At 37.3% G+C, this 24071-nt stretch carries 24 protein-coding genes; 9 read left to right on the plus strand and 15 right to left on the minus strand.

Annotation, left to right across the window (positions count from 1 at the left end; genetic code table 11):
- Positions 1–201: 201 nt before the first annotated feature.
- Positions 202–903: a CoA transferase subunit A gene (locus B3C16_RS06950; RefSeq protein WP_121312284.1), complete on the plus strand. Its 702-nt coding sequence runs from the start codon at positions 202–204 to the stop codon at positions 901–903.
- A gap of 2 nt (positions 904–905) precedes the next feature.
- Positions 906–1562 carry a 3-oxoacid CoA-transferase subunit B gene (locus tag B3C16_RS06955; protein ID WP_121312283.1) on the plus strand — a complete coding sequence of 219 codons (657 nt, stop codon included), beginning with the start codon at positions 906–908 and terminating at the stop codon, positions 1560–1562.
- 80 nt (positions 1563–1642) lie between these two features.
- Here the strand turns inward: B3C16_RS06955 and B3C16_RS06960 are convergent, their stop codons facing one another.
- Together B3C16_RS06960 and B3C16_RS06965 are read right to left on the minus strand one after the other, a co-directional pair.
- Complete coding sequence (locus B3C16_RS06960) at positions 1643–2032, minus strand: hypothetical protein (RefSeq protein ID WP_291130243.1); 390 nt, start codon at positions 2030–2032, stop codon at positions 1643–1645.
- Positions 2033–2215: 183 nt separating this feature from the next.
- Complete coding sequence (locus tag B3C16_RS06965) at positions 2216–3658, minus strand: nucleoside recognition domain-containing protein (protein WP_291130246.1); 1443 nt, start codon at positions 3656–3658, stop codon at positions 2216–2218.
- 231 nt (positions 3659–3889) lie between these two features.
- On the opposite strand from B3C16_RS06965, the gene B3C16_RS06970 reads away from it, so the two are divergent.
- Positions 3890–6832: a S8 family serine peptidase gene (locus B3C16_RS06970; protein WP_291130249.1), complete on the plus strand. Its 2943-nt coding sequence runs from the start codon at positions 3890–3892 to the stop codon at positions 6830–6832.
- Positions 6833–6881: 49 nt separating this feature from the next.
- On the opposite strand, the gene B3C16_RS06975 is transcribed toward B3C16_RS06970, so the two are convergent.
- The 10 genes from B3C16_RS06975 to hemA all read right to left on the minus strand — a co-directional run bounded on the left by B3C16_RS06975 (position 6882) and on the right by hemA (position 15081).
- Positions 6882–7595 (minus strand): 3'-5' exonuclease, encoded by a 714-nt coding sequence (locus tag B3C16_RS06975; protein ID WP_291130252.1) that lies wholly within the window; start codon positions 7593–7595, stop codon positions 6882–6884.
- A 66-nt stretch (positions 7596–7661) separates the two neighbouring features.
- Complete coding sequence (locus B3C16_RS06980) at positions 7662–8132, minus strand: methylated-DNA--[protein]-cysteine S-methyltransferase (RefSeq protein ID WP_121312276.1); 471 nt, start codon at positions 8130–8132, stop codon at positions 7662–7664.
- Between the two features lie 74 nt (positions 8133–8206).
- Positions 8207–8581 carry a c-type cytochrome gene (locus B3C16_RS06985; RefSeq protein ID WP_291130257.1) on the minus strand — a complete coding sequence of 125 codons (375 nt, stop codon included), beginning with the start codon at positions 8579–8581 and terminating at the stop codon, positions 8207–8209.
- Positions 8582–8727: 146 nt separating this feature from the next.
- Positions 8728–9723 carry a porphobilinogen synthase gene (gene hemB, locus B3C16_RS06990; RefSeq protein ID WP_291130260.1) on the minus strand — a complete coding sequence of 332 codons (996 nt, stop codon included), beginning with the start codon at positions 9721–9723 and terminating at the stop codon, positions 8728–8730.
- 33 nt (positions 9724–9756) lie between these two features.
- Positions 9757–10671 (minus strand): oxygen-dependent coproporphyrinogen oxidase, encoded by a 915-nt coding sequence (hemF, locus tag B3C16_RS06995; RefSeq protein WP_291130263.1) that lies wholly within the window; start codon positions 10669–10671, stop codon positions 9757–9759.
- Positions 10672–11094 carry a hypothetical protein gene (locus B3C16_RS07000; RefSeq protein WP_291130266.1) on the minus strand — a complete coding sequence of 141 codons (423 nt, stop codon included), beginning with the start codon at positions 11092–11094 and terminating at the stop codon, positions 10672–10674. It abuts the gene before it with no gap.
- A gap of 3 nt (positions 11095–11097) precedes the next feature.
- Complete coding sequence (gene hemE, locus B3C16_RS07005) at positions 11098–12123, minus strand: uroporphyrinogen decarboxylase (RefSeq protein WP_291130268.1); 1026 nt, start codon at positions 12121–12123, stop codon at positions 11098–11100.
- Between the two features lie 30 nt (positions 12124–12153).
- The gene (locus tag B3C16_RS07010; protein WP_121312270.1) at positions 12154–12825 is read right to left on the minus strand and encodes a uroporphyrinogen-III synthase; all 672 of its coding nucleotides are present in this window, start codon (positions 12823–12825) and stop codon (positions 12154–12156) included.
- 1 nt (position 12826) lies between these two features.
- Entirely contained in the window at positions 12827–13759 is a 933-nt protein-coding gene (hemC, locus tag B3C16_RS07015; RefSeq protein ID WP_291130565.1) for a hydroxymethylbilane synthase, read from the minus strand.
- Between the two features lie 62 nt (positions 13760–13821).
- A complete protein-coding gene (gene hemA, locus B3C16_RS07020) occupies positions 13822–15081 on the minus strand; it encodes a glutamyl-tRNA reductase (RefSeq protein ID WP_121312269.1) in 1260 nt (419 codons plus the stop codon).
- 228 nt (positions 15082–15309) lie between these two features.
- Here hemA and B3C16_RS07025 point away from each other — a divergent pair, with 228 nt between their 5' ends.
- The 5 genes from B3C16_RS07025 to B3C16_RS07045 all read left to right on the plus strand — a co-directional run bounded on the left by B3C16_RS07025 (position 15310) and on the right by B3C16_RS07045 (position 20264).
- Positions 15310–16182 carry an AraC family transcriptional regulator gene (locus B3C16_RS07025; protein WP_121312268.1) on the plus strand — a complete coding sequence of 291 codons (873 nt, stop codon included), beginning with the start codon at positions 15310–15312 and terminating at the stop codon, positions 16180–16182.
- A gap of 99 nt (positions 16183–16281) precedes the next feature.
- Positions 16282–17295, plus strand: coding sequence for a ferrochelatase (hemH, locus tag B3C16_RS07030; protein WP_291130274.1), 1014 nt, complete (start codon positions 16282–16284; stop codon positions 17293–17295).
- 68 nt (positions 17296–17363) lie between these two features.
- The gene (locus tag B3C16_RS07035) at positions 17364–17903 is read left to right on the plus strand and encodes a CopD family protein (RefSeq protein ID WP_291130276.1); all 540 of its coding nucleotides are present in this window, start codon (positions 17364–17366) and stop codon (positions 17901–17903) included.
- Between the two features lie 57 nt (positions 17904–17960).
- Entirely contained in the window at positions 17961–19430 is a 1470-nt protein-coding gene (locus B3C16_RS07040; RefSeq protein WP_233549715.1) for a sensor histidine kinase, read from the plus strand.
- Between the two features lie 51 nt (positions 19431–19481).
- Entirely contained in the window at positions 19482–20264 is a 783-nt protein-coding gene (locus B3C16_RS07045) for an enoyl-CoA hydratase/isomerase family protein (protein ID WP_121312264.1), read from the plus strand.
- A gap of 68 nt (positions 20265–20332) precedes the next feature.
- Here the strand turns inward: B3C16_RS07045 and B3C16_RS07050 are convergent, their stop codons facing one another.
- Genes B3C16_RS07050 through B3C16_RS07060 form a run of 3 tightly spaced genes read right to left on the minus strand, consistent with a single transcriptional unit; the run spans position 20333 to position 22754 of the window.
- Positions 20333–20977 (minus strand): HD domain-containing protein, encoded by a 645-nt coding sequence (locus B3C16_RS07050; RefSeq protein WP_121312263.1) that lies wholly within the window; start codon positions 20975–20977, stop codon positions 20333–20335.
- 49 nt (positions 20978–21026) lie between these two features.
- A complete protein-coding gene (locus B3C16_RS07055) occupies positions 21027–22016 on the minus strand; it encodes an acyl-ACP desaturase (RefSeq protein WP_121312262.1) in 990 nt (329 codons plus the stop codon).
- Positions 22017–22019: 3 nt separating this feature from the next.
- Positions 22020–22754: a lysophospholipid acyltransferase family protein gene (locus tag B3C16_RS07060; protein ID WP_291130283.1), complete on the minus strand. Its 735-nt coding sequence runs from the start codon at positions 22752–22754 to the stop codon at positions 22020–22022.
- 247 nt (positions 22755–23001) lie between these two features.
- Between B3C16_RS07060 and recA the strand changes: the two genes are divergently transcribed.
- The gene (recA, locus tag B3C16_RS07065; RefSeq protein ID WP_291130286.1) at positions 23002–24006 is read left to right on the plus strand and encodes a recombinase RecA; all 1005 of its coding nucleotides are present in this window, start codon (positions 23002–23004) and stop codon (positions 24004–24006) included.
- Positions 24007–24071 lie beyond the last annotated feature (65 nt).

Consider the following 24071-nt stretch of genomic DNA (forward strand, 5'->3'; position numbering starts at 1 on the left):
CTTTCCGCGCTACATGGGTAGCCAGTTTCACACGAGCGAAGCGACTACCGAAGAAATCCGGGCTAACATAATAAAAAATTCCGTCTACAAACTGCAGGCGGAATTTTTTATTTTAAAACGCCGGAAACAAATCCCTTCCCTATTCTCTTTTAAATTCCTAAATTTACGCCACAAACAAATTACGCTAAACACTAATCAATTATGATTAATAAAAAAGTAAACTCTGTACAAGAAGCCCTTCAAGGTATCGAAGACAACATGACCATCATGCTCGGTGGTTTCGGACTTTGTGGTATTCCGGAAAACAGCATTGCCGAATTGGTACAAAAAGAAACAACCGGTTTAACCTGTATTTCCAACAATGCCGGTGTTGATGATTTCGGATTGGGCTTGTTGCTCCAAAAAAGACAAATCAAAAAAATGATCTCTTCTTATGTAGGAGAAAATGCCGAATTCGAACGCCAAATGCTTTCGGGCGAATTGGATGTAGAACTAACACCACAAGGTACTTTGGCAGAAAAATGTCGTGCAGCACAAGCCGGAATTCCAGCTTTCTTCACGCCTGCCGGTTACGGAACCGAAGTCGCTGAAGGCAAAGAAGTCCGCGAATTCAATGGCAAAATGCACATCATGGAACTAGCTTACAAAGCTGATTTTGCTATCGTAAAAGCATGGAAAGGCGACGAAGCCGGAAACCTGATTTTCAAAGGAACGGCTCGTAATTTCAACGCTTGTATGGCCGGTGCCGGAAAAATCACCATCGCCGAAGTAGAAGAATTATTGCCGGTTGGTTCATTAGATCCAAATCAAATTCACATTCCGGGGATTATGGTGCAACGCATATTCAAAGGCGAGAAATTTGAGAAGAGAATTGAGCAACGTACAACCCGAAAAAGAGAGTAATCATGGCTTTAGATAAAAACGATATCGCAAAAAGAATAGCCCAAGAAGTTAAAGACAAATACTTTGTCAACCTTGGCATCGGAATTCCTACTTTGGTGGCTAATTATGTACGTACGGATATTTCGGTTGAATTTCAATCGGAAAACGGTGTTTTAGGCATGGGCCCATTTCCTTTTGAAGGCGAAGAAGATGCCGATGTCATCAACGCCGGAAAACAAACTATCACGACTTTGCCGGGAGCGAGTTTTTTTGATTCTGCCTTCAGTTTCGGCATGATTAGAAGTCAGAAAGTCGATTTAACCATTCTCGGCGCTATGGAAGTTGCCGAAAACGGAGACATAGCCAACTGGAAAATCCCGGGCAAAATGGTCAAAGGAATGGGCGGCGCTATGGATTTAGTCGCTTCTGCCGAAAACATTATCGTAGCCATGATGCATGTCAACAAAGCCGGTGAAAGCAAAATTTTAAAAAAATGCAGTTTACCCTTAACAGGTGTTGGTTGTGTGAAAAAAGTGGTTACCGAATTGGCGGTAATGGAAATCACACCCAAAGGCTTCAAACTACTGGAACGAGCACCAGGCGTTTCAGTTGAACATATTATCGCTTCGACTGAAGCCGATTTGATTATTGAAGGTGATATTCCGGAAATGGTGATTTAATCAAAATCTTTATATAAAAGCAGAAAACCACAAAACTTCAATGATTTTTGTGGTTTTTTTATTGGTTAAAAGTGTGAAATCTATTTCCTCAGAAACTCTAAAATAATTGGTGAGGCATGAGTAAAACTTGGAAATTGTTCTGTGATGCTCACCGCTCTTTTTTTATTCAATTTATAAATCAAATCAAATTCTGTGGTAAACAATATCGCCGACATAAACGGATTGTTGATATAAGTTTTGAGTTTCTCACACGCTTCATCGATGTCATGAACTTCAAACAATTCTTCTTCTTGGTAACGAAATTTGAGTTCTAATCTTAAATTCCCGTCTTCAATGATTGGACGAACGTAAATATTCTTCAAATCGGTGTTGCCGATGGTTTTAGCCAAAGTCAATTTGGCAAAAGTTCCGTCAGCTAAACTAGTTTTGACTTGATTATAAAACTCTGTAAAGGATGCTGTGAATGACATATTTATTATTTATTAAAGCCTAGTGTTATGAAAAACACGATAATTATAACTAAAAGTCCTAGCTTTGAATTGTCTTTTTTAGCCACTTCGTCAATTGATTTTTTGCCTCCATGACATAGCCACATAAAACTATTACCAACAAAATGACATACCAAATTGCGATACAACATAACCTATACCTATTTAGCTGAAAAACCAACTCGCCACAAAAATTGCGGTTATTACACAAATCAAATCAACCAAAAGCATCGTGGTTAAAGTGTAACGGGTATTTTTGATATTAACTGAACCAAAATAAACCGCAATTACATAAAAAGTGGTTTCGGCACTGCATTGGAAAATACAACTCAATCTTCCGGTCAAAGAATCGGGACCAAAAGTACGCATCGAATCAATCATAAATCCACGAGAACCTCCGGAACTGAAAGGACGTAACATCGCAACCGGTAAAGAATCTGTAATTTGTTTGCTCACGCCAATGTTGGAAAACACAAAGGAAAGTCCGTTACTGATAATGTCAAACAAACCACTATTTCTGAAAAAGGATATCGCGACTAACATTCCCAATACGTAAGGGAAAATTTTTACTCCGGTTTGTATTCCATTATTGGCACCTACAACAAAAGCATCAAAAACGGTGGTTTCTTTCTCAATAAATTTCTTTTCCTTAAGGAAGGCAAAAAGTAAAGTAAATCCAATAATGACCACCAACATCAATCCGGAAAGATTAGAGGTAAAAAAGTTTTTACCCACCAAATCCAATCCGTTAATATAGAATAACAAACCAACAATCGCTGCCACAACACTCATCAAAGCCACCAATAAAGTTGCGCTTTTGAAGTTGATTTTTTGTTTAATCCCAACAATTATCATAGCTGCTATTGTTCCTATAAAAGACGTAATAATACAAGGCAACATCACATCCGCCGGATTTTCTGCATTTTGTGCAGCGCGATAGCCAATAATAGACGTTGGTATTAAGGTTAAACCAGCGGCATGCAAACACATAAACATAATCTGGGCATCACTGGCTTTGTCTTTTTCGGGATTAATTTCTTGTAAACTTTGCATGGCTTTTAAACCGAATGGCGTTGCGGCTGAATCCAAACCAAGGAAATTAGCAGCAAAGTTTAAGGTCATATAAGATATTGATTCGTGGTTTTTAGGAACCGAAGGAAAGACTTTGGCAAAAACCGGACTCAACTTTCTGGCTAATATTTCGGAAGCGCCCGAAATGATTAAAAGTTCCATCAATCCGCAAAAGAAAGCCAAATAGGCCATTAAAGGAAGGATGATATCAAACAGCGTCATTTTACACGTTGGCAATAAACCATCCGTTTTTTGAACGCCGCTGTAAACTTTTACGGTTTTGTTTTTGTAGACATAAGTAGTATCGGCATTCAGCGTGTCGCTATTGATTACAAAGGTTTTTTCCTCATTTTTACCGATACTATCTTGGATAAATTTCGGAATCTCATTCAAGTATTTTTCTGAAATTAAAACCGGATCATCCTTTTTTCCGTTTAATATATGATCTATAGTGTAACTATTACCCGAAAATAAACTGAAAATCACAAAGGTGATGGAGGCGATAAAAATAACAAGCCAAAATCTACTGAGAACCATAATCTGTTTTTTGGTAAATATACTATTTATCAAATTTGGATAGAAATAATTTTTGAATCGGTATTGAAATAAATTTTTTATAAAAAAACAGCGATAACTGTAGTCCTATTTGACATGTCTTGAACATATCTTAAAAAATAATGAATATTTAACAATAAAATAATCATTTTACACTAAGATTTTTATATTTGCAGACTTTAACAACCAACTAATTACTCTCTTAAGAAAATCATGAAAAAGAACTATTCATTATTACTTCTAATCCTTTTTATTTCTAGTTCTGTATTCGGTCAGTCTCAGAAAGATATCAAAAAAATTACCGCCGAATATGACATGGCTAAGCTTAAAGAAAAAGAAGCTGCTTACCGAAAAAGAGCTGCTGCTGAAAAGCAAAAAGCCATAGCCACTGCAAAGCAAAGAAACTGGCCAATTTATGAAGAAACTCCCGAAGGTGGTATTAAAGAATTAATGGCACTTACGCCGGAAGGATTGCCCATATATTACACAACAGACAATGTAAATGCCGCGCGAACAACCAGAACCAATCATTTAAATACCGGTGGTTCATTAGGTCTTAATTTAGATGGACAGGGAATGACTGTTAGAGTTTGGGACGGTGGTAATGTAAGAACAAATCACACTGCTTTTGGCTCAAGAGTTGTTGCGGTTGATGCTGCCACTACAAACACTATTTTACACGCTACTCACGTTACGGGTACGATGGTGGCTTCTGCAAATCCGGCGAATGTAAAAGGAATGGCGCCTGAAGCCAATGCGCGTACTTTTGATTGGGGTTTTGATGATGCAGAAGTTGTTTCAGAAACCATGGAAGGCATGTTAGTTTCTAATCACTCTTATGGTACTCCTATTTCAGGTTCAGGTACTCCATTACCATCATGGTATATTGGCTCTTATACCTATTCTGCTTTTCTTTGGGACGATATCGCCTATGATGCACCATACTATTTAGCGGTAATGTCTGCCGGAAATGAAGGTGGTAATAATGACAATGAGGAACCAATAGCTTTTGGCTTTGATAAATTGGTCGGAAATAAAGGCGCAAAAAATAATTTAGTTGTAGCGAATGCATTAGATGCCACTACAGCAGCTGACGGAACACTTACTTCAGCAGTAACAATCAATCCTTCAAGTAGTCAAGGGCCAACAGACGATTATAGAATCAAACCGGATATTACCGGAAACGGGACCAATGTTACTTCAACCAGCAATTCTGGAACAAATGCAACCGCTCCGCTTTCCGGAACTTCTATGGCTTCTCCAAATGTAGCCGGAAGTCTTATCTTACTTCAACAACACTATAATAATCTAACCAACAGTTTTATGCGTGCTTCAACCCTTAAAGGGTTGGTTTGCCATACCGCCGATGATGCCGGAGAAGAGGGACCTGATGCAGTGTTTGGTTGGGGATTATTGAATTGTAAAAAAGCGGCAGAAACATTAACAAATAATGGACTATCCTCATGGGTTTCTGAAGAAAACCTAGCCAATGGACAAGAGTATACCATCACAGTAAACTCCAATGGAACAACCCCTTTAATTGCTTCAATTACTTGGACTGATGTTCCTGGAGCCATCAATACCGGTGGATTTGGAGCCAATGATCCAACACCTGCTTTGGTAAATGATTTGGATATCAGAGTGGTTAAAAACACAACAACATATTTCCCATGGAAATTGGATTTTGATCCAAATAGCCCTGCAATTAGAATTGAGGATAACAATGTTGACAATGTTGAACAAGTTAAAATTGATGCTCCTACTGCTGGTCAATATACAATTACGGTAAATCATAAAGGTGCTTTGGTTAGCGATAGCCAAAAATTCTCGTTGGTTATCACTGGCTTGACTTCCAATTTTGCCCTAAATTCAACCTCAGACAACTTGACTGTTTGTTCTGATCAAAATGCAGTCTATACTTTTAACTATACACAATCTGGTGGTGGATCAACTACTTTCTCCGCAGTAGATTTACCAACCGGTGCTAGCGCTACTTTTTCCCCTACTTCCTTAAGCAGTAATGGTTCTGTTACTATGACTGTTTCAGGCTTGTCAGGAATAACACCGGGTGAATATTTTGTTGGAATCAAAGGAACAGGTGCAACAGAAACTGAAACACGTTTTAAAATATTAAGAGTTTTTAACGGAACTTCTTTTCAACCGGTTGCTTTACAAACGCCAACAAATGCACAAAACGGATTATCGACTACGGCTTTGTTAAAATGGGATACCCAACCTAATGCACTAACTTATAGCATTCAGGTTTCTCAATTTCCAAATTTCTCTTCTTTGTTTGTTACTGATGAAGTAACCAACAATCAATATAACATCTCTGGTTTGGCTGAGGCTACGAGGTATTATTGGAGAGTGATTCCACAAAACAATTGTGGTACTGCTACAACTAACAACGCTATTGTTTACTATTTTGATACCGGAAATCTTGTTTGTGACATCAATTTTGCTGCTGAAGACTATTCTGATGCTGTTATTGCAGATGTTCCAAACTCATCCGCTTCTGTTCCCTTAACCATTACTGGTGGTTATACTATTGGTGATTTAAATGTGAATATTAATATTAGTCACACTTGGGTACAAGATATGACTATTGTTCTTGAAGGACCAGTAGCTATTGGAAGCCCAATCATTACCTTACTCGAAGAAGCTTGTGGCGGTCAGTCTGATATTGATTGTACTATGGATGATGATGGTACTGAACCTGCTTGTGCCGGAAGTCCTGCAATTAGTGGAAGTATTACTCCTGTTAATCCATTAAGTGCTTTGAATACTTTACCGGCAGATGGAATATGGACATTGAGAGTTGTTGACCCTTATAATGAAGATGGAGGTATTATCAACAGTTTCAGTATCGATATTTGTAATGTAGAAGCTGCTCTTTCTGTGATTTCTAATCCTATTTTGAATAGCAGTGTGTATCCAAATCCAACGAAAGGAATTGTGAATGTTGCCATTCCTTCTTTAATCGATAAAGCAACCATTACTTTGTTTGATTTACAAGGAAGAGCTATTATGACCAAAGATACTAACCAAGTATATACTTCCTTTGGTATAGAGAATCTTCAAGATGGTGTTTATTTAGTAAACATTGCTAATGATCAAGGTGCTGTTACTAAAAAAATAGTTTTGAGAAGAAACTAATCCAACAGCATAAAAGAAATAAAAAAGAGGTCCAAATTGACCTCTTTTTTTATACGTGTAAAATTTCATCATCTATCAATAAATCCTCTCTGCGCAGTCGAAGGAAAATCTGTGCTACCGCAATCACATCTTTTTCACAGTATGTCACAATTCGGTCAATGTCTTTTTCTACATAAAACACATGCGCGACTTGACTACCATCTATATCGCCTTTTGGAGAAGGTATGCCCAGAATCTTGGTCAACAATTTTAAAGAGGTGAAATGTTTGTAGTCGCCAAACTTCCATAATTCCAAAGTATCCAAATGTGGAATTTCCCAAGGTTTCTTTCCAAATAAATTCAACTTAGCCGGGATGACAATCTGATTAATAATCATTCTGCGAGCGATAAACGGTATGTCAAATTCTTTGGCATTGTGACCACACAAAAGATGTTGGGCTCCATTGAAATGAGTATCTAACAAATTGGAGAAATCCTTTAAAATCTTTTTCTCATCACCAAAAAAGGAAGTTACTCTAAAGTTTCGAATATCGTTTTTATTGGCAAAATAGCCTACTGAAATACAGACAATCTTTCCAAACTCAGCCCAAATGCCGGCGCGTTCATAAAAGTCTTCCGGAGTGTATTCATCTTTTCTTTGGTACTGGGTTTTTTGTTCCCAAAGGACTTTCATCTCGTTATCCAGAACATTAAAGTTTTCTTCCTCCGGAACGGTTTCGATATCGAGAAAGAGAATATTATTGAGTGGAATCTTTTCTATCATAAGAATAAATTTAAGAATTAACCGACTTAAAATTAGTAATTTATTTTAAATATGAAAGAAAAATAGTTAAAAAAGTGATTGTTGAGCACTCGGACTTTCGTGCTCCAATAACCATTTTTTGCGCCAAAGTCCGCCGGCATAACCGGTTAAAGATCCATCCGTTCCAATAACGCGATGACACGGAACGACAATCCATAAAGGGTTTTTACCATTGGCTGATGCTACTGCTCGAATGGCTTTGACATCGCCTAACTTTTTAGACAAATCAAGATAAGACATGGTTTTGCCAAACGGAATATTCAACAATTCTTGCCAAACTTTTTGTTGGAAATCGGTTCCGTTAGGATTTATTTTAAAATCAAAATCAATTCGATTTCCTTGGAAATAATCTTGGAGTTGTTGTACTGCTTCTGTCAAAACAGATGGAATTGTAATGGTAAGTTCGCCTTCTTCCAAAATTGAAATTATGGCAATACCGTTGTCATCGCCAGCAATTTTGGCTATTCCGAGTGGTGTTTTGATGAATGCGGTTTCCATAGGATAAAGATAATTATTTTAACCGCAAAGTCTCGAAGTTTCGGGAGTAAAGATGTCGCGAAGTTCGCAGAGATTTATTTCGAGAAACTATAGATATAATTTTCTAAGGCTTTTAGTTCTTCGTCGCTCATTAGCTTGGTGATGGCGAAGTTGGTTTTCATTACCTCATACTGACTTGGGTCAACTATGGGTTCGCTTTCTTCTTTCAAAAAACTAACAATACTTCCTTTTTTTTCTTTGTAGGTGTTGGCAATCTCAGCGATACTTGGTCCGATTACTTTTTGGTCTGGTAAATGACAAGCGTTGCAAGTTCCTTTTCCTTCAAATAGCTCTTGACCGGAAATGGCTATTGCTGTGTCGTCTTGTTTGGGTTGACCGTAATTGTCTTCGGTTTCTTTTTTACAAGACACGAATGTGATGATAAAAGCTAGTAATATAATTTTTTTCATAGTGTACAAAAATTCAATACAAATTCTAATTAGCCCCGATTGAAGCTAGCTACCGTGTAGCGCGGAAAGCGGGAACATGGACAACCAATAAATCCAAGTCTTTCGCTCCTTCCTTCGACTCCCAAAGCTTCGGGACTGGATGACAATTATTGATTTAATAAAATAGCAGCTTCCTTAGCAAAATAAGTCGAAATCAAACTCGCGCCGGCGCGTTTAATACACATTAATTGCTCCATCATAATTTTGTCGTGGTCGAGCCAACCTCTTTCAGAAGCGGCTTTGATCATGGCATATTCGCCCGACACGTGGAAAACCGTCACGGGAACGTTGACTGCATTTTTAACTTCGCGAACGATATCCAAATAGGCAATTCCGGGTTTGACCATAACCATATCGGCGCCTTCTTCTACGTCCATTAGGGCTTCTTTAATAGCTTCGATACGATTGGCGTAATCCATTTGGTAAGTCTTTTTGTCTTTAGGAACAACTACATCGGCTTCTCTTGGCGCGCTGTCTAAAGCATCGCGAAATGGCCCATAAAATGCCGAAGCATATTTAGCCGAATAACTCATAATGCCTACGTTTGAAAAACCGGCAGCGTCTAAACCTTGGCGTAATCTTAAAACGCGTCCGTCCATCATGTCGCTTGGCGCTACAAAATCGGCTCCGGCTTGTGCATGAGAAACGGCCATTTTTACCAAAGCTTCATTGGTCGCATCGTTGGCAATATCGCCATTTTCGATAATACCGTCATGACCGTAAATGGAGTATGGATCTAAAGCGACATCGGGCATGACAATCATTTCCGGACAAGCGGTTTTAATGGCTTTGATGGCGCGTTGCATTAATCCGTTGGGATTCCAAGCTTCCTTTCCGGTGTTGTCTTTTAGGCTTTCATCCACTTTTACATAGATGTTTACAGCACGAATGCCTAAAGCGTAAATTTCTTTGACTTCTTCTACCGTTAAATCGACAGAACGGCGGAAAATACCAGGCATTGATGGAATTTCGAATTTGTAGTTTTCGCCTTCCGCGATGAACATGGGGAACATAAAGTCGGATGGACTTAGGGTTGTTTCGCGGACTAGGGAACGAATGCTTTCGTTAACTCTTAATCTTCTGCCTCTTTGTAGTGGGAACATATTAATGGATAATTTATAATTGACAATTGATAATTATATCCAGTCAATTGGTTTTTCTAATATTTTGACTAATTTTTCTTCTTCGCTTCCGATTTCCGGATGATGATCGTAAACCCATTGTACCTGCGGTGGTAAAGACATCAAGATGCTCTCGATTCTACCATTGGTTTTTAAACCGAATAGCGTGCCTTTGTCGTGTACCAAATTGAATTCGACATAACGACCGCGACGGATTTCTTGCCAAGTTTTTTGTTCGGGCGTATAAGATAATGTTTTTCTTCTTTCTACAATGGGAACGTAAGCTTCACAGAAACTGTTGCCGACTTCAGTCACAAAATTGTACCAATCTTCCATTGACATTGATTCTGTTGCTTTGCAATAATCGAAAAACAAACCGCCTATACCTCGTGCTTCATTTCTATGGGCATTCCAAAAATAGGCGTCGCATTGTTTTTTATATTTCGGATAAAAATCGGTCCCGAAGCTTCGGGAGTGTTTGTCGCAAGCGGTTTTACAGGTTTGGTGAAAATGTTTCGCATCTTCTTCAAACAAATAATAAGGCGTTAAATCTTGTCCGCCACCAAACCAACTATTAATTACATTTCCATTATCGTCATACATTTCGAAATAGCGCCAATTGGCGTGAACCGTTGGCACCATTGGGCTTTTTGGGTGAATCACTAAACTCAGTCCACACGCAAAGAAATCAGCTTCGCCAACGTTAAACAGTTGACGCATCGTTTCGGGTAATTTACCGTGAACGGCTGAAATGTTTACGCCGCCTTTTTCAAAAACATTTCCATTCTCCATCACGCGGGTTCTTCCGCCGCCGCCTTCCGGTCGTTGCCAAATATCTTCACGGAATTTTGCTACACCATCTACCGCTTCTAAAGCGGAAGTGATTTGGTTTTGTAATTGTAATATATATTGATAAAATTTATCTTTCATCTAATCCTTTTTTTCGTAAATATCTTTACGCCCAACACTATACATCACTTGATTATCCGGATGTATCGGTACAAATGATATTTTCTTCATGGTGATACTGTCTTCAAAATGAATTCGAAAATAACTATCAAACGTTTGATTTCCTATTTGAGAAAATGTAATGGTGTGAAGAATATAATCTTTTTCATTTTGCACTACTTCGAAAATCCCTTCATAATTCAAACCGTCAGCAATTAGTGATAGTTTATTGTCTTTTTTAAAGGTATAGGTTTTACTGTTTTTGACTTTATTCACCACAACTTTATTGCCTAAATTACCTCCAAAATGTTCTTCCGCTTTTTCCCATTTTCCTATCAAAAGATCCTCTTTTGAAGAGCATCCGAGAATCAAAATCAACACTAAAATTAGAAGTGTATTTTTCATCAACTATGATTTATATTCTTTCACAGCTTCAATAAATGCTTTCGCATGATCTACCGGAATATTGGGTAAAATCCCGTGACCAAGGTTTACGATGTAACTGTCTTTTCCGAATTCGTTTATCATTTCGTGCACCATTTTTTTGATGGTTGGAATTGGAGACAATAATCTTGAAGGATCGAAGTTTCCTTGTAGTGTAATTTTTCCACCTGATAAATAACGAGCATTTCTGGCCGAGCAAGTCCAATCTACGCCAAGGGCTGACGCTTTAGATTTGGCCATGTCACCAAGTGCAAACCAACATCCTTTTCCGAATACGATTACTTTAGTGTCATCGGCCAATGCTTCTACGATTTGGTTGATGTAAGGCCACGAGAATTCTTGATAATCAACCGGTGATAACATTCCGCCCCAAGAATCAAAAATCTGAATGGCGTTACAACCTGCTTTTACTTTTTCTTTTAAATATAAAATGGTCGTATCAGTGATTTTTTTCAATAAAGTATGTGCCGCAACCGGATTGGAGAAACAAAATCCTTTGGCGGTATCGAAACTTTTAGAGCCTTTTCCTTCAACTGCATAACAAAAAATAGTCCATGGCGAACCGGCGAAACCGATAAGTGGCACCTCATCGTTTAGCATTTCTTTGGTTAATTTAATGGCATCAAAAACATAACCTAAAGTCTCGTGAACATCCGGAACGAAGACTTGATTGACTTGTTCCATCGTACGAATTGGGTTCGGAATAATAGGTCCCAAATTGTCTTTCAACTCAACGTGTATACCCATCGCTCTTGGTACTACCAAAATATCCGAAAACAAAATCGCCGCATCCGGCTTTACAATTCTAATCGGTTGAACCGTGATCTCTGCGGCTAATTCCGGTGTTTCACAACGGGTGAAGAAATCATATTTATCGCGTAAGGCTCTGAATTCAGGCAAATATCTTCCCGCTTGACGCATCATCCAAACCGGTGGACGTTCTACTGTTTCATTGTTTAAGGCGCGAAGGAATAAATCGTTTTTAATCATATTTTTGGTTTTGTGTTAGCCAAGGCTAAACTATATTTTATTAAAAAATTCTATACTTTTTAAAATGGTACTTTCTATTGTGGGTTGGTTTGCAATAACCGCTTTCTTCGTAATATTTCTTAATGCCTTTGCTGTCGTACTGCCTATACAAAAACATATTTCATCCCGAATGACATTGGTTTTCAAAAAACTTTGTATGCCTGATGGACTAAAAAACAAAACTGCATTCAAATTATCATCTGCCTTGTGAGGCGTTAAAACAGTCTCGTAAACTTCAATCTCCTCAAAAATAACTTCGGCTAATGTAAGTGAATCCGGTAGAATATCTCTTCTCAAATTCCCGCAAAAGAACGTGAAACTGCTTTTGAAATATTGGTTACAAATAATCGAAGCCAATTCCGAGGCGTAATCCGAGCTTACTATTACTTCAAAGTCATTTTGTTCTAATAACGTTCTGGTTTTTTCGCCTACGCAGAAACATTTTCGCGTTTTTATTTCGTTTATCTTTTTATTCTCTAAAACACTCTCAACGGCATTTTGACTGGTGAAAATCAGAAAGTCATTAACACTTTCGATATCAAAATATTTACTTTCTACATTGATAAAATCGGCTTCTTCGACTGCAAAATTCGCACTCAACAACAATTGCTTTTGATTTTCAGAAAGCTTTTTGGTTGATAATATGCGAATTTGATTTTCCATTTTACAATTTAGGTTTAAGTTGTTTCTTGATTTCAACCATCAACTCACTTCCCCCATTTTCAAGAATTTCTTGTGCCGAATGAAAGCCTATTTTTTTCCACTCCGAAAGATCTACTGCTTTCTTGATTTCGAACTTCTGTTTTCCGTCAAGAGAAAGAAGACATCCATGAAATTCTATCGTATCATCGTTCTGATTGTATTTGGCTAAAGCTCCTATTGGCGCCGTACAACCGCCTTCCAATGTTCTTAAAAATTGTCTCTCTATATAGGTGCAAATTTCGGTTTCGATATCATTCAATTGCGAAATTGCATCGATTGTATAATCGTCATTACCCATCGCTACTACTACCATAGCTCCTTGTGCCGGAGCCGGAATCATCCAATCTAAATCGATAAAAGTTTCCGGTTTTAAATTGATTCTTTCCAGACCAGCCGCAGCAAAAACAGCTCCGCTCCAATCGTTGTCTTGCAACTTTTGCATGCGTGTATTTACGTTACCGCGTAAATCGGCAACCGTGTGATTTGGGTATTTATTCAGCCATTGCGCTTGTCGGCGTAAGCTTCCGGTAGCAATAGTTCCGTTTGTGTTTAAAAAATCGAGATTGCCTTTGTGCACTAAAATATCTAACACATTCGCCCTTTCCAAAACTGCTGCTTGAACAATGCCGATTGGCAAAGCCGTTGGCACATCTTTCATAGAATGTACGGCAATATCAACTTCGCCATTAATCATGGCTATGTCTAACGTTTTGGTGAAAATTCCCGTGATTCCGAGTTCGTATAAAGGTTTGTCGAGAATAATATCGCCTTGAGATTTCACGGCAACAATAGTGGTTTTATACCCTAAATCGTTTAGCTTTTTTTGAACCGTATGCGCTTGCCAAAGGGCTAATTCGCTATCGCGAGTTCCTATACGTATGGTTTTTTCAGTCACTTTGTGCATGGGTTTTTATATTTCTCGCAATCCCGAAGCTTCGGGAGCGAAGACGCAGGGTTTTAAAAAAATGATTTTTCCTGGTCTAACTGGAAAACTTTTTCAATCCATTCGATGCCTTCGTCCATAGAATCGCCATCTTTCAGATGATTTACAAAATGATTGGTGATTTTTTGGATAATTCTATTGCTGATTAATTCGGCTTGCTCTTCATCAAAATTGGATAATTTTTTGCGTTGTACATTCAATTCGCCATCTTTGATAGAATTGAGTTTTTCTTTCAACGCTTGAATAGTTGGTGCAAACTTTCGGTTTTTGGCCCAAGCCATAAACTCTTCTTTGATTTCTTCAATAATCGCTTCCGCTGCCGGAATGTGCAATTTTCTGTTTTCTAAAGTCTCATCCGTAATTTGAGAAAGATGGTCTAAATGAATTAAAGTCACACCTTCTATTTCCTGTACATTTTCGTTTACATTTTTCGGAATCGATAAATCTAAAATCAACAACGGTTTTTTCAAATTTAAAATGGCTTTATCAATCGTTGGATTTTGAGCACCGGTCGCTACAACTACAACGTCAGCTTTTTGCAGTTCCAATTGTAAATCAGCATAGTCTTTAACGACTAGATCTAACTTTTGACCTAATTTTTCGGCTTTGTCTTTGGTACGATTGATTAACGTGATTTGCTCATGCTTGGTATGTTTAACCAAATTTTCGCAAGTGTTTCTGCCTATTTTTCCCGTTCCAAAAAGCAGAATATTTTTATTGGCAATATCTTCAACATTTTTGATAATGTATTGTACTGAAGCAAATGAAACTGAAGTGGCTCCGGTAGAAATATTGGTATCGGTTTTGATTTTTTTGCTGGCTTGAATAACGGAATTCACTAATCTTTCTAAGAACGAATTCACCAAACCATTTGATTTACTCTCAACAAAAGCAATCTTCATCTGGCTGATGATTTCAAAATCACCTAAGATTTGACTGTCTAAACCGGTTCCAACGCGAAACATGTGGTTAATTGCTTCTTGATTTTTATAAATGTAAGCCACTTCTTGAAACTCTTGTACAGAACCTTGGCTGTTTTCGCAAAGCAATTTGATTAACTCGTAAGGATGATTAGCAAAACCGTATATTTCAGTTCGGTTACAGGTTGATGTAACGATTAAGGCCTCGATTCCTTCTGCTTCGGCTTGCATCAATAAAGTTGATTTTGCTTTGGCATCCAAACTGAACTTTCCTCTGATTTCAGCATCTGCTTTTTTATAACTTAATCCAACGGCGTAAAAAGAGGTATGTTTCGACATATTAAAATTTTCCATAGACTACTTTCCTTAAAAAGTTCAACAAAAATATTACTATACAATTTATAAAAGTAACGCTGTAGGGACTTTTTGTGTCGCTGTGAGATATTTTGATTGCTAAATATCTTTTTAGCGTTATTTATTATAAATTTGCAATGAAATCAAGTCTTCGCAAATTCTTTATGTAGATTCATTCTAAATAAGAATTTCACTTGCTTTCGAAATCATATACGAAAAAATATCGCTATGGGTTCTCAAGAAGTTATAACTATTGAAAATGATTTTACTTTAATTCGTTTTCAAAACGATGGAAATGACAATTTTCATGTAAAAAGACATATCAGTCAAGGACTTATACAATTTCACTTCGGCATTAAAGGCAAAGCAAAATTTGTCTTCAATCAGGGAAATTATGCGTTAGATTTAAAAGAAGAAAAGTCATTGTTGTTCTACAATCCACAAAAAGAACTGCCTTTAGATTTAGAATTGGCTCCAAATTCTTGGGTGATTTCGGTGATTATTTCCATCCAAAAGTTTCATTCTTTGTTCACCAATCAGTCTGACCATATTCCGTTCTTGAGTCCGGAGAACAACGATAAAAAATATTACCAAGAAGAAAATATTAGTCCGTCAATGGCGATTGTTTTGAGTCAAATGTTTCATTACTCACTCAATCCTTCCATCAAAAATCTATATTATAAAGGGAAAGGTTATGAATTGTTGAGTTTGTATTTCAATAGAAACGAAGACCCGAATGCTGAACAATGTCCATTCCTAATTGACGAAGACAATGTCATGAAAATCAAAAAAGCCAAAGAAATCATGATTGCCAATATGGCTGAACCGCCAGGATTAGAAGAGCTTTCGGAGCAAGTTGGATTGAGTTTGAAAAAATTAAAAATGGGGTTCAAGCAAATTTACGGCGACACGGTTTATGGTTTTTTATTCGATTATAAAATGGATTACGCCCGACAATTATTGGATTCCGGTTCATATAATGTGAATGAAGTTGGGCTCAAAATCGGCTACAGCACCGGAAGTCATTTTATTGCAGCGTTCAAAAAGAAATTTGCCACGACACCCAAAAAATATTTAATGAGTCTGAATGCCAATACCTAATCCAATTGATTTCGTATATCAAACCATTAGCAAAAAAACTGTTTAAACTAAAGTCAAAAAAGAAGTTTCATTACTTTTAACAAAATTAAAATTGCCAAAATGAAAGGAGTATTATTAGTCAATCTCGGTTCGCCCGAAAGTCCAACTGCCAAAGATGTAAAACCGTATTTAGATGAATTTTTAATGGATAAATACGTGATCGACGTTCCATTTTTATTAAGAGCACTTTTAGTACGCGGGATTATTTTACAAACACGCCCAAAAAAATCAGCCGAGGCTTACAGTCAAATATGGACGGATGAAGGTTCGCCGCTAATTGTTTTCTCGAAGAAAATGCACCAAAAAGTGGAGAAATTGGTTGATGTACCGGTGGCCTTAGCGATGCGTTACGGAACGATGACGATGCAAAAAGGATTACAGGAATTGAAAGACAAAGGTGTAACCGAAGTGATGTTGTTGGCTTTGTATCCGCAATATGCGATGGCTTCTACGACCACAATTTGGGCTTTAGCCGATGAATTGCAACAGAAACATTTCCCTGAAATGACGATTTCCAAAGTTCCGGCTTTTTACAACAAACCTGATTTTATCAAAACCTTAGCCCATTCGATTAAAAAACACTTAGCCGGATTTGAATACGATCATTTATTGTTTTCCTATCACGGCATTCCGAAACGTCATATTCGCAAAACCGATATAACCAAATCACATTGTACTATTGATGGTAAATGTTGTGTAACCGCTTCGCCGGCACATGAATTTTGCTATCGACACCAATGTTATGAAACGACAAGACAAGTGGTTGAATTACTAGGAATTCCGGAAGGCAAATACAGTCAGACTTTCCAATCTCGCTTAGCCGGTGACAAATGGTTGACACCTTACACCGATGTTGAAATCAATAAAATGCCCGAAAAAGGCATTAAAAAATTAGCCGTAGTTACGCCGGCATTCGTTAGCGATTGTTTGGAAACTTTAGAAGAAATTGCCATGCGTGCCAATGAAGATTTCAAAGAACACGGTGGCGAAGAATTCTTTGCGGTGCCTTGTTTGAACGACGAAGACGAATGGTGTCAAGTGGTGGCCAATTGGGTAAAAGATTGGAGTAAATAAATTAAAATTAACCGCAGATTCGCAAATTTTATTTTAATCTGCGAATCTGCGGTTTATAAATTAAACGAATGGAACTCTACAACTACATAAAATCTTTGCATCTCATCTTTGTCATCACTTGGTTTGCGGGTTTGTTTTATATTGTTCGCTTGTTTGTGTACCAAATTGAAGCCAACGACAAACCTTCGCCTGAGAAAGAAATTTTGCAAAAGCAATACAAAATTATGACTTACCGTCTTTGGTATATCATCACTTGGCCTAGTGCGGTTTTGGCAACAATATTCGCTTTGTGGTTGTTACATTTGATGCCCGCATGGATTCATATGCCTTGGATGCAAGTGAAATTAGGTTTTGTAGTTTTATTATTTGCTTATCATTTCAAATGCCATCAAATTTACAATCAGTTGCAAAATGACGAATTCAAATACAGCTCTAACTTTATGCGACTGTGGAATGAAGGCGCCACGATTATCCTATTTTCTGTCGTTTTTTTAGTAATTTTAAAAAATGCTTTCAACTGGATTTATGGCGTGGTCGGAATTGTTTTGTTTTCGATTTTGATTATGCTTGGTTTTAAATTTTACAAACGAATTCGGGAGAAAAAATAATAAGGTAAAAGCCACTAGGTAATAGTAACTAATGCCTAATGCCTAATGCCTATAAAAATGATAAACGGCTTCAAAATGTCAATGCTTTCGCTTCGCATCAGGATTTTCCTGTCGATGATTATATTGATATTAATTGCCTCGATTTTGATGGCTTCTATTTCGATTATTCAGTTTAAGAATGAAGCCAAAGATTACCATCAAGAACGGTTAGACAGAAAAGAATTTGCCATCAAAGAGCACATCAACTATGTGCTTTCCACGACAACGTATCCGCTGACACCTGAAAATCTTCGATTGATTTTTAAGGATAAAATACACGAACTGTCAGACATTCACAACCTTGAAATCAATATTTATTCTTTAGAAGGAAAATTGGTCAAATCTTCTAAGTCAACCTTTTCCGTGGATAAAGTGGCGCCGCCAATTCCTAACTATATCCTGAAACTCGTTCAATCTTCTGTTGACAAAAGATATGTTGACATTAAAAATATTGACGGTGTAAAAAACCGTTCCTCTTATAGCCAAATCAAAGATGACAAATTTAAACCCTTGGGCATTCTAAATCTTCCTTATGTTGAAGACGATGGTTTTTATGAGACTGAACTGCGTGAATTTTTACTCCGCTTGAGTCAGGTATATTCTTTTATGTTGGTTATTGCTTTCGCTTTGGCCTATTTTCTATCCAGTTATATCACCAAATCGCTGAAAACCATTTCGGATAAAATCAACGAAACCAGTCTGAACCAAAAAAACGAAAAAATTGTCATTGAAGCCAATAGTAAAGAAATCAACTCTTTGATCAATGCTTATAACCAAATGGTAGACAAACTGGAAGAAAGTGCCTCCATGTTGGCCCAAAGCGAACGTGAACAAGCTTGGCGTGAAATGGCAAAGCAAGTCGCCCACGAAATCAAAAATCCGTTGACACCAATGCGTTTAACGGTGCAAAGTTTCGAAAGAAAATTTGACCCAAATGATCCTGATTTGAAGCAAAAACTGAATGATTATTCTAAAACCATGATTCAGCAAATTGACACGATGAGTTCAGTCGCATCGGCGTTTTCTAACTTTGCTTCGATGCCGGCGCAGCAGAATGAAAATCTGAATGTGGTTGATGTGGTTGAATTGGCTTTGGATATTTTTAATGAAGATTATATCGTTTTTGAAAGTGATAAAGAAGAAATTATATCGAAACTGGACCGAACACAATTGATTAGAATCATTACCAATTTAGTTAAAAATGCCACGCAATCCATTCCGGAAGATCAAGAAGAAAAGCAGGTTTTGGTTTCGGTAAATGAAGTGAAAGACAATGTCATTATTTCGGTTAAAGACAATGGAATCGGAATTAGTTCAGAAAACATCGATTATATTTTCGAACCAAAATTCACCACCAAAACCAGCGGTATGGGATTGGGATTGGGAATTATCAAAAACATTATAGAAAATTACAAAGGAACTATTACATTTGAAACCGAACTTGGAAAAGGCTCAACGTTTATTGTGTCGCTTCCTATTGTTAAATAAACACAGATTTCACAAATTACCACAAATTGTTTTTACTTAAAACTATAAACTATGAACTTCGAAAACATACTTGTTGCTATTGACAACGGCATCGGACAAATTACTATTAATCGTCCGGCAAAATTAAATGCTTTGAACAAAGCAACTATTCAGGAATTACACGATGCTTTTGAAAGCCTAGAAAACAATACTGATGTTCGAGTAATTATCATCACTGGCGAAGGCGAAAAAGCTTTTGTAGCCGGCGCTGACATCTCGGAATTTGCTAGTTTTTCTATTGAAGAAGGCGCACAATTAGCGGCTCAAGGACAAGAATTATTATTTGATTTTGTAGAAAAATTGAGAACTCCGGTTATTGCAGCTGTGAATGGCTTTGCGCTTGGCGGCGGCTTAGAATTGGCAATGGCTTGTCATTTCCGAATTGCTTCCGATAATGCTAAAATGGGATTGCCTGAAACTTCTTTAGGTGTTATTCCGGGTTATGGCGGAACACAGCGTTTGCCACAATTAGTCGGAAAAGGACGCGCCATGGAAATGATAATGACTGCAGGAATGATTGATGCAGAAACGGCTAAGTCTTATGGCTTGGTCAATCACGTAGTGCCTCAAGCCGAACTATTAGAATTTACCCAAAACATTGCTTCGAAAATCATGCGCAATTCTCCAAACGCTATCGGAAAAGCGATAAAAGCAATCAATGCCAATTACAAACACGATGTTGACGGTTTTGATGTGGAAATCAGAAACTTTGGAAAATGTTTTGGAACAGAAGATTTTAAAGAAGGAACAACGGCATTTTTGGAAAAAAGGAAAGCCAGTTTTACAGGGAAATAATTTTTAGTGTTCATTGTTCAGCAATTAGTGTTCAGTTCTTCTGCTTACTAACAACTGAACACTGCATACTACTTCTCGCCTTCCCATTCCGCATAAAACTGCGACAGGAAGTTTTCCATGTATTTATGGCGTTCCAATGCGATTTTTTTGCCGGTTTCGGTGTTCATTTTGTCTTTTAGCAACAATAATTTTTCGTAGAAATGATTCAGCGTTGGCGATTCTGAATTCTTATATTCTTCTTTGCTCATGTTTAATTTGGGAGCAATCGCCGGATTGTAAAGCGCTCTGTTTTTGAATCCGCCATAATTAAAACATCTTGCAATCCCGATTGCCCCGATTGCGTCTAATCTGTCTGCATCTTGAACTATTTCGAGTTCAATTGAACTAAATTTCTTTTCAAAATTGCCGCCTTTAAACGAGATATTTTCGATAATATTAATCACATGCACAATTGTGGCTTCATCCACCTTTTCGACTTCTAAAAAAGCACGAGCCGTTTTAGGCCCGATTGTTTCATCGCCATCGTGGAATTTACTGTCGGCAATATCATGAAGCAATGCGCCAAGTTTAACAACCGTTAAATCACAATCTTCATCCTTCGCCATCAAAATGGCATTTTTGTATACGCGTTCAATATGAAACCAATCGTGTCCGCCTTCAGCGTTTTCGAGTTTCTCTTTTACAAAAAGTATGGTTTTATCAATTACTGACATCTGTTGGGTTTAAAAAAATCCTTTCGTTGGAAAGGATTTAAAAGTCTATTTATCGAATCAAAGCAGGTTCAACCCATTTGAATGTTTTAGTTTCTTCTGGCAAGACCATTCTTTCAGAAATTTTTGCCATTCTTTCAGGTAATCTCATCAAATAATCTCTAGCTTTTTCGGCTTCCGCTGTAAGATTAGTTATTTTATCAATCTCCCATTTTTCAGTCAATTTCTTCAAAATGTCTACATAATCCGTAGCAGTATAAACACCTAATTTTTGTGCTGAGTTAGAAAATTCTTCAAAAGCAGTGCTTATTTTTTCTCCTGATTCTCTCAAGAAAACCGCAGGCATCACGATTTTTTGTTTCATCATGTATTGAAACGACAACATCATTTCGCTTGGGTCAACTTTGAAAATTTGGTTCACAAATTCACTATAGGCATGATGGTGACGCATTTCGTCTCCGGCGATCATTTTACACAATTTTGACAATTTCTTGTCGCCATACTGTTTGGCAATTTGCGAAACTCTGTTGTGTGAAATATAAGTGGCCAATTCTTGAAAACTAGTGTACACAAAATTTTTATAAGGATCGCGACCGGTTCCAATATCAAATCCGTCATTGATTAAATGTTGTGTTGTCATTTCCACTTCGCGCATGTTCACACGACCGGATAAATATAGGTATTTGTTCAATAAATCACCATGGCGGTTTTCTTCACCGGTCCATTGGCGAACCCATTTTGCCCAGCCATTTCTTTCCACATTATCAATGCCTTCAACATCCATCAACCAAGCTTCGTAAGTTGGCAAAGCTTCTTCTGTAATGGTATCACCAACCAACACTACCCAAAAATCATAGGGTAAATCTTTGGCAATTTCTCTTAATTCTTTTACTTCTTCAAAGAAATTTTCACTTTCGGAATTGGGAAGTAAGTCTGAAGGTTGCCATATTTTTTCTACCGGAATCAGAAACTCATCAACAAATTTGTCGACGTCTTTTTCCAGAAATTGCATGACTTCAAGTCTAACATTTTTTTGAGGCATTTTTTATTTTTTTATAGATTCTACTATCGCTTGTTCTGTTTTCGCCATTAATTCTTCAAAGGAATAATCTTTTACAGCTATTGGTTCGTGAATGATAAATTGCAAACGATTGCCTAAGCCCATCGGGAAAGCACCAAATTTAACCATTTTCCACGAATTATTAATGGTAATTGGCACAACATAAGCAGAAGGAGCATATTTACATAGGATTTTTAAACCACTTTGGGCAAATTCTTTAGGTTTACCGTTTTTACTTCGCGTGCCTTCGGGAAAAATTACTGCGGAACGTTTGTGTTTTTCGATGTATTCAGACAAACCTTTGATTAGCGGAATGGCTTGTTTAGGGTCTTTTCTGTCAATCAAAATAGAACCGCCATTCCTTAAATTATAGGAAACACTAGGAATGCCTTTTCCTAATTCTTTTTTGCTAACAAACTTGGCGTGGAATCGTCTTAAATACCAAATGATTCCGACGATATCGTATAAACTTTGGTGGTTGGCTACAAAGATAATTGGCGCATCTTTGGGGATGATATCTCGGTTCTCAAAAGTGTAAGTCGTTCCTAAAATATTAGTGCATTTGGTTAGAAAAAAATTCAAGTAATCGACACTTTTTTTATGGGCTTGGTAGCCAAAAACATTAACACAAACCCACTGAATTGGGTGAAAAATGACCAATGTCAATCCGAAACACAAATAATAAATTACTGAAATTGGATAGGATATAAGTTTTTCCATGACTTAAAAATTGGACACAAAAGTAAGGAAAAATCAAGGGATGAAGAATAAAGTGAAGAGAAAAAAGAGTTTAAAAATTTAACAAAATATACACTTTTAGTATATCACTGTAAAACCAAAATCTTTTATCTTTAAAAAAATAAGTGTGGCTACTTTAAAAGTTTAAACAATTTGTTCAAAACTCCTCTAGTTAGTCTCTTAGGACATCAAAAAAAGCATTATTTTTATGCCACTAAATTTTTAAAAAATGAGTTCAGAAAAAGAAGCCAAATTAAAAGCATTACAACTAACACTAGATAAATTAGACAAAGCCTACGGCAAAGGAACCGTGATGAAGATGGGCGATAAAGCCGTTGAAGAAGTAGAAGTTATTCCTTCGGGTTCGCTTGGTTTGGATTTAGCTTTGGGCGTAAACGGCTATCCAAGAGGAAGAGTTATAGAAATATATGGCCCGGAATCTTCGGGTAAAACTACTTTAACCTTACATGCTATTGCTGAAGCCCAAAAAGCCGGTGGAATTGCAGCTTTCATTGATGCAGAGCACGCTTTTGATAGAAATTATGCCCAGAAATTAGGCGTAGATATCGAAAACTTAATTATTTCCCAACCGGATAACGGAGAACAAGCTTTGGAAATTGCTGAAAACTTAATCCGTTCAGGGGCGATTGATATTGTGGTTATTGACTCTGTTGCTGCTTTGACACCAAAAAGCGAAATCGAAGGCGAAATGGGTGATTCTAAAATGGGATTACATGCTCGTTTAATGTCACAAGCTTTAAGAAAATTAACCGGAACCATCAGCAAAACCAATTGTACCGTTTTCTTCATTAACCAGTTGAGAGAGAAAATCGGCGTAATGTTTGGAAATCCCGAAACAACGACCGGTGGAAATGCATTGAAGTTCTATGCTTCGGTTCGTTTAGACATTCGTCGTTCGTCACAAATTAAAGACGGTGAAAACGTAATTGGTAACAGAACCAAAGTAAAAGTGGTAAAAAACAAAGTGGCTCCGCCATTTAAAACAGCCGAATTTGACATCATGTATGGCGAAGGTGTTTCAAAAACAGGAGAGATTTTGGATTTAGCCGTTGAATTCGAAGTGATTAAAAAAGCAGGCTCTTGGTTCAGTTATGGCGACACTAAACTTGGGCAAGGTCGAGATGCTGTCAAGGTTTTAATTAAGGATAATCCTGAATTAGCCGATGAATTAGAACAAAAAATTAAAGACCTCATCAAAGAAAATAATGCTTAAAAATTTAAACTCGTCTCGTTGAAAAACGGGACGTTTTTTTTTATTAATTTAACGCAACCATTTGT

The organism is Flavobacterium sp. UBA7682 (assembly GCF_002482945.1).
Taxonomy (GTDB): domain Bacteria; phylum Bacteroidota; class Bacteroidia; order Flavobacteriales; family Flavobacteriaceae; genus Flavobacterium.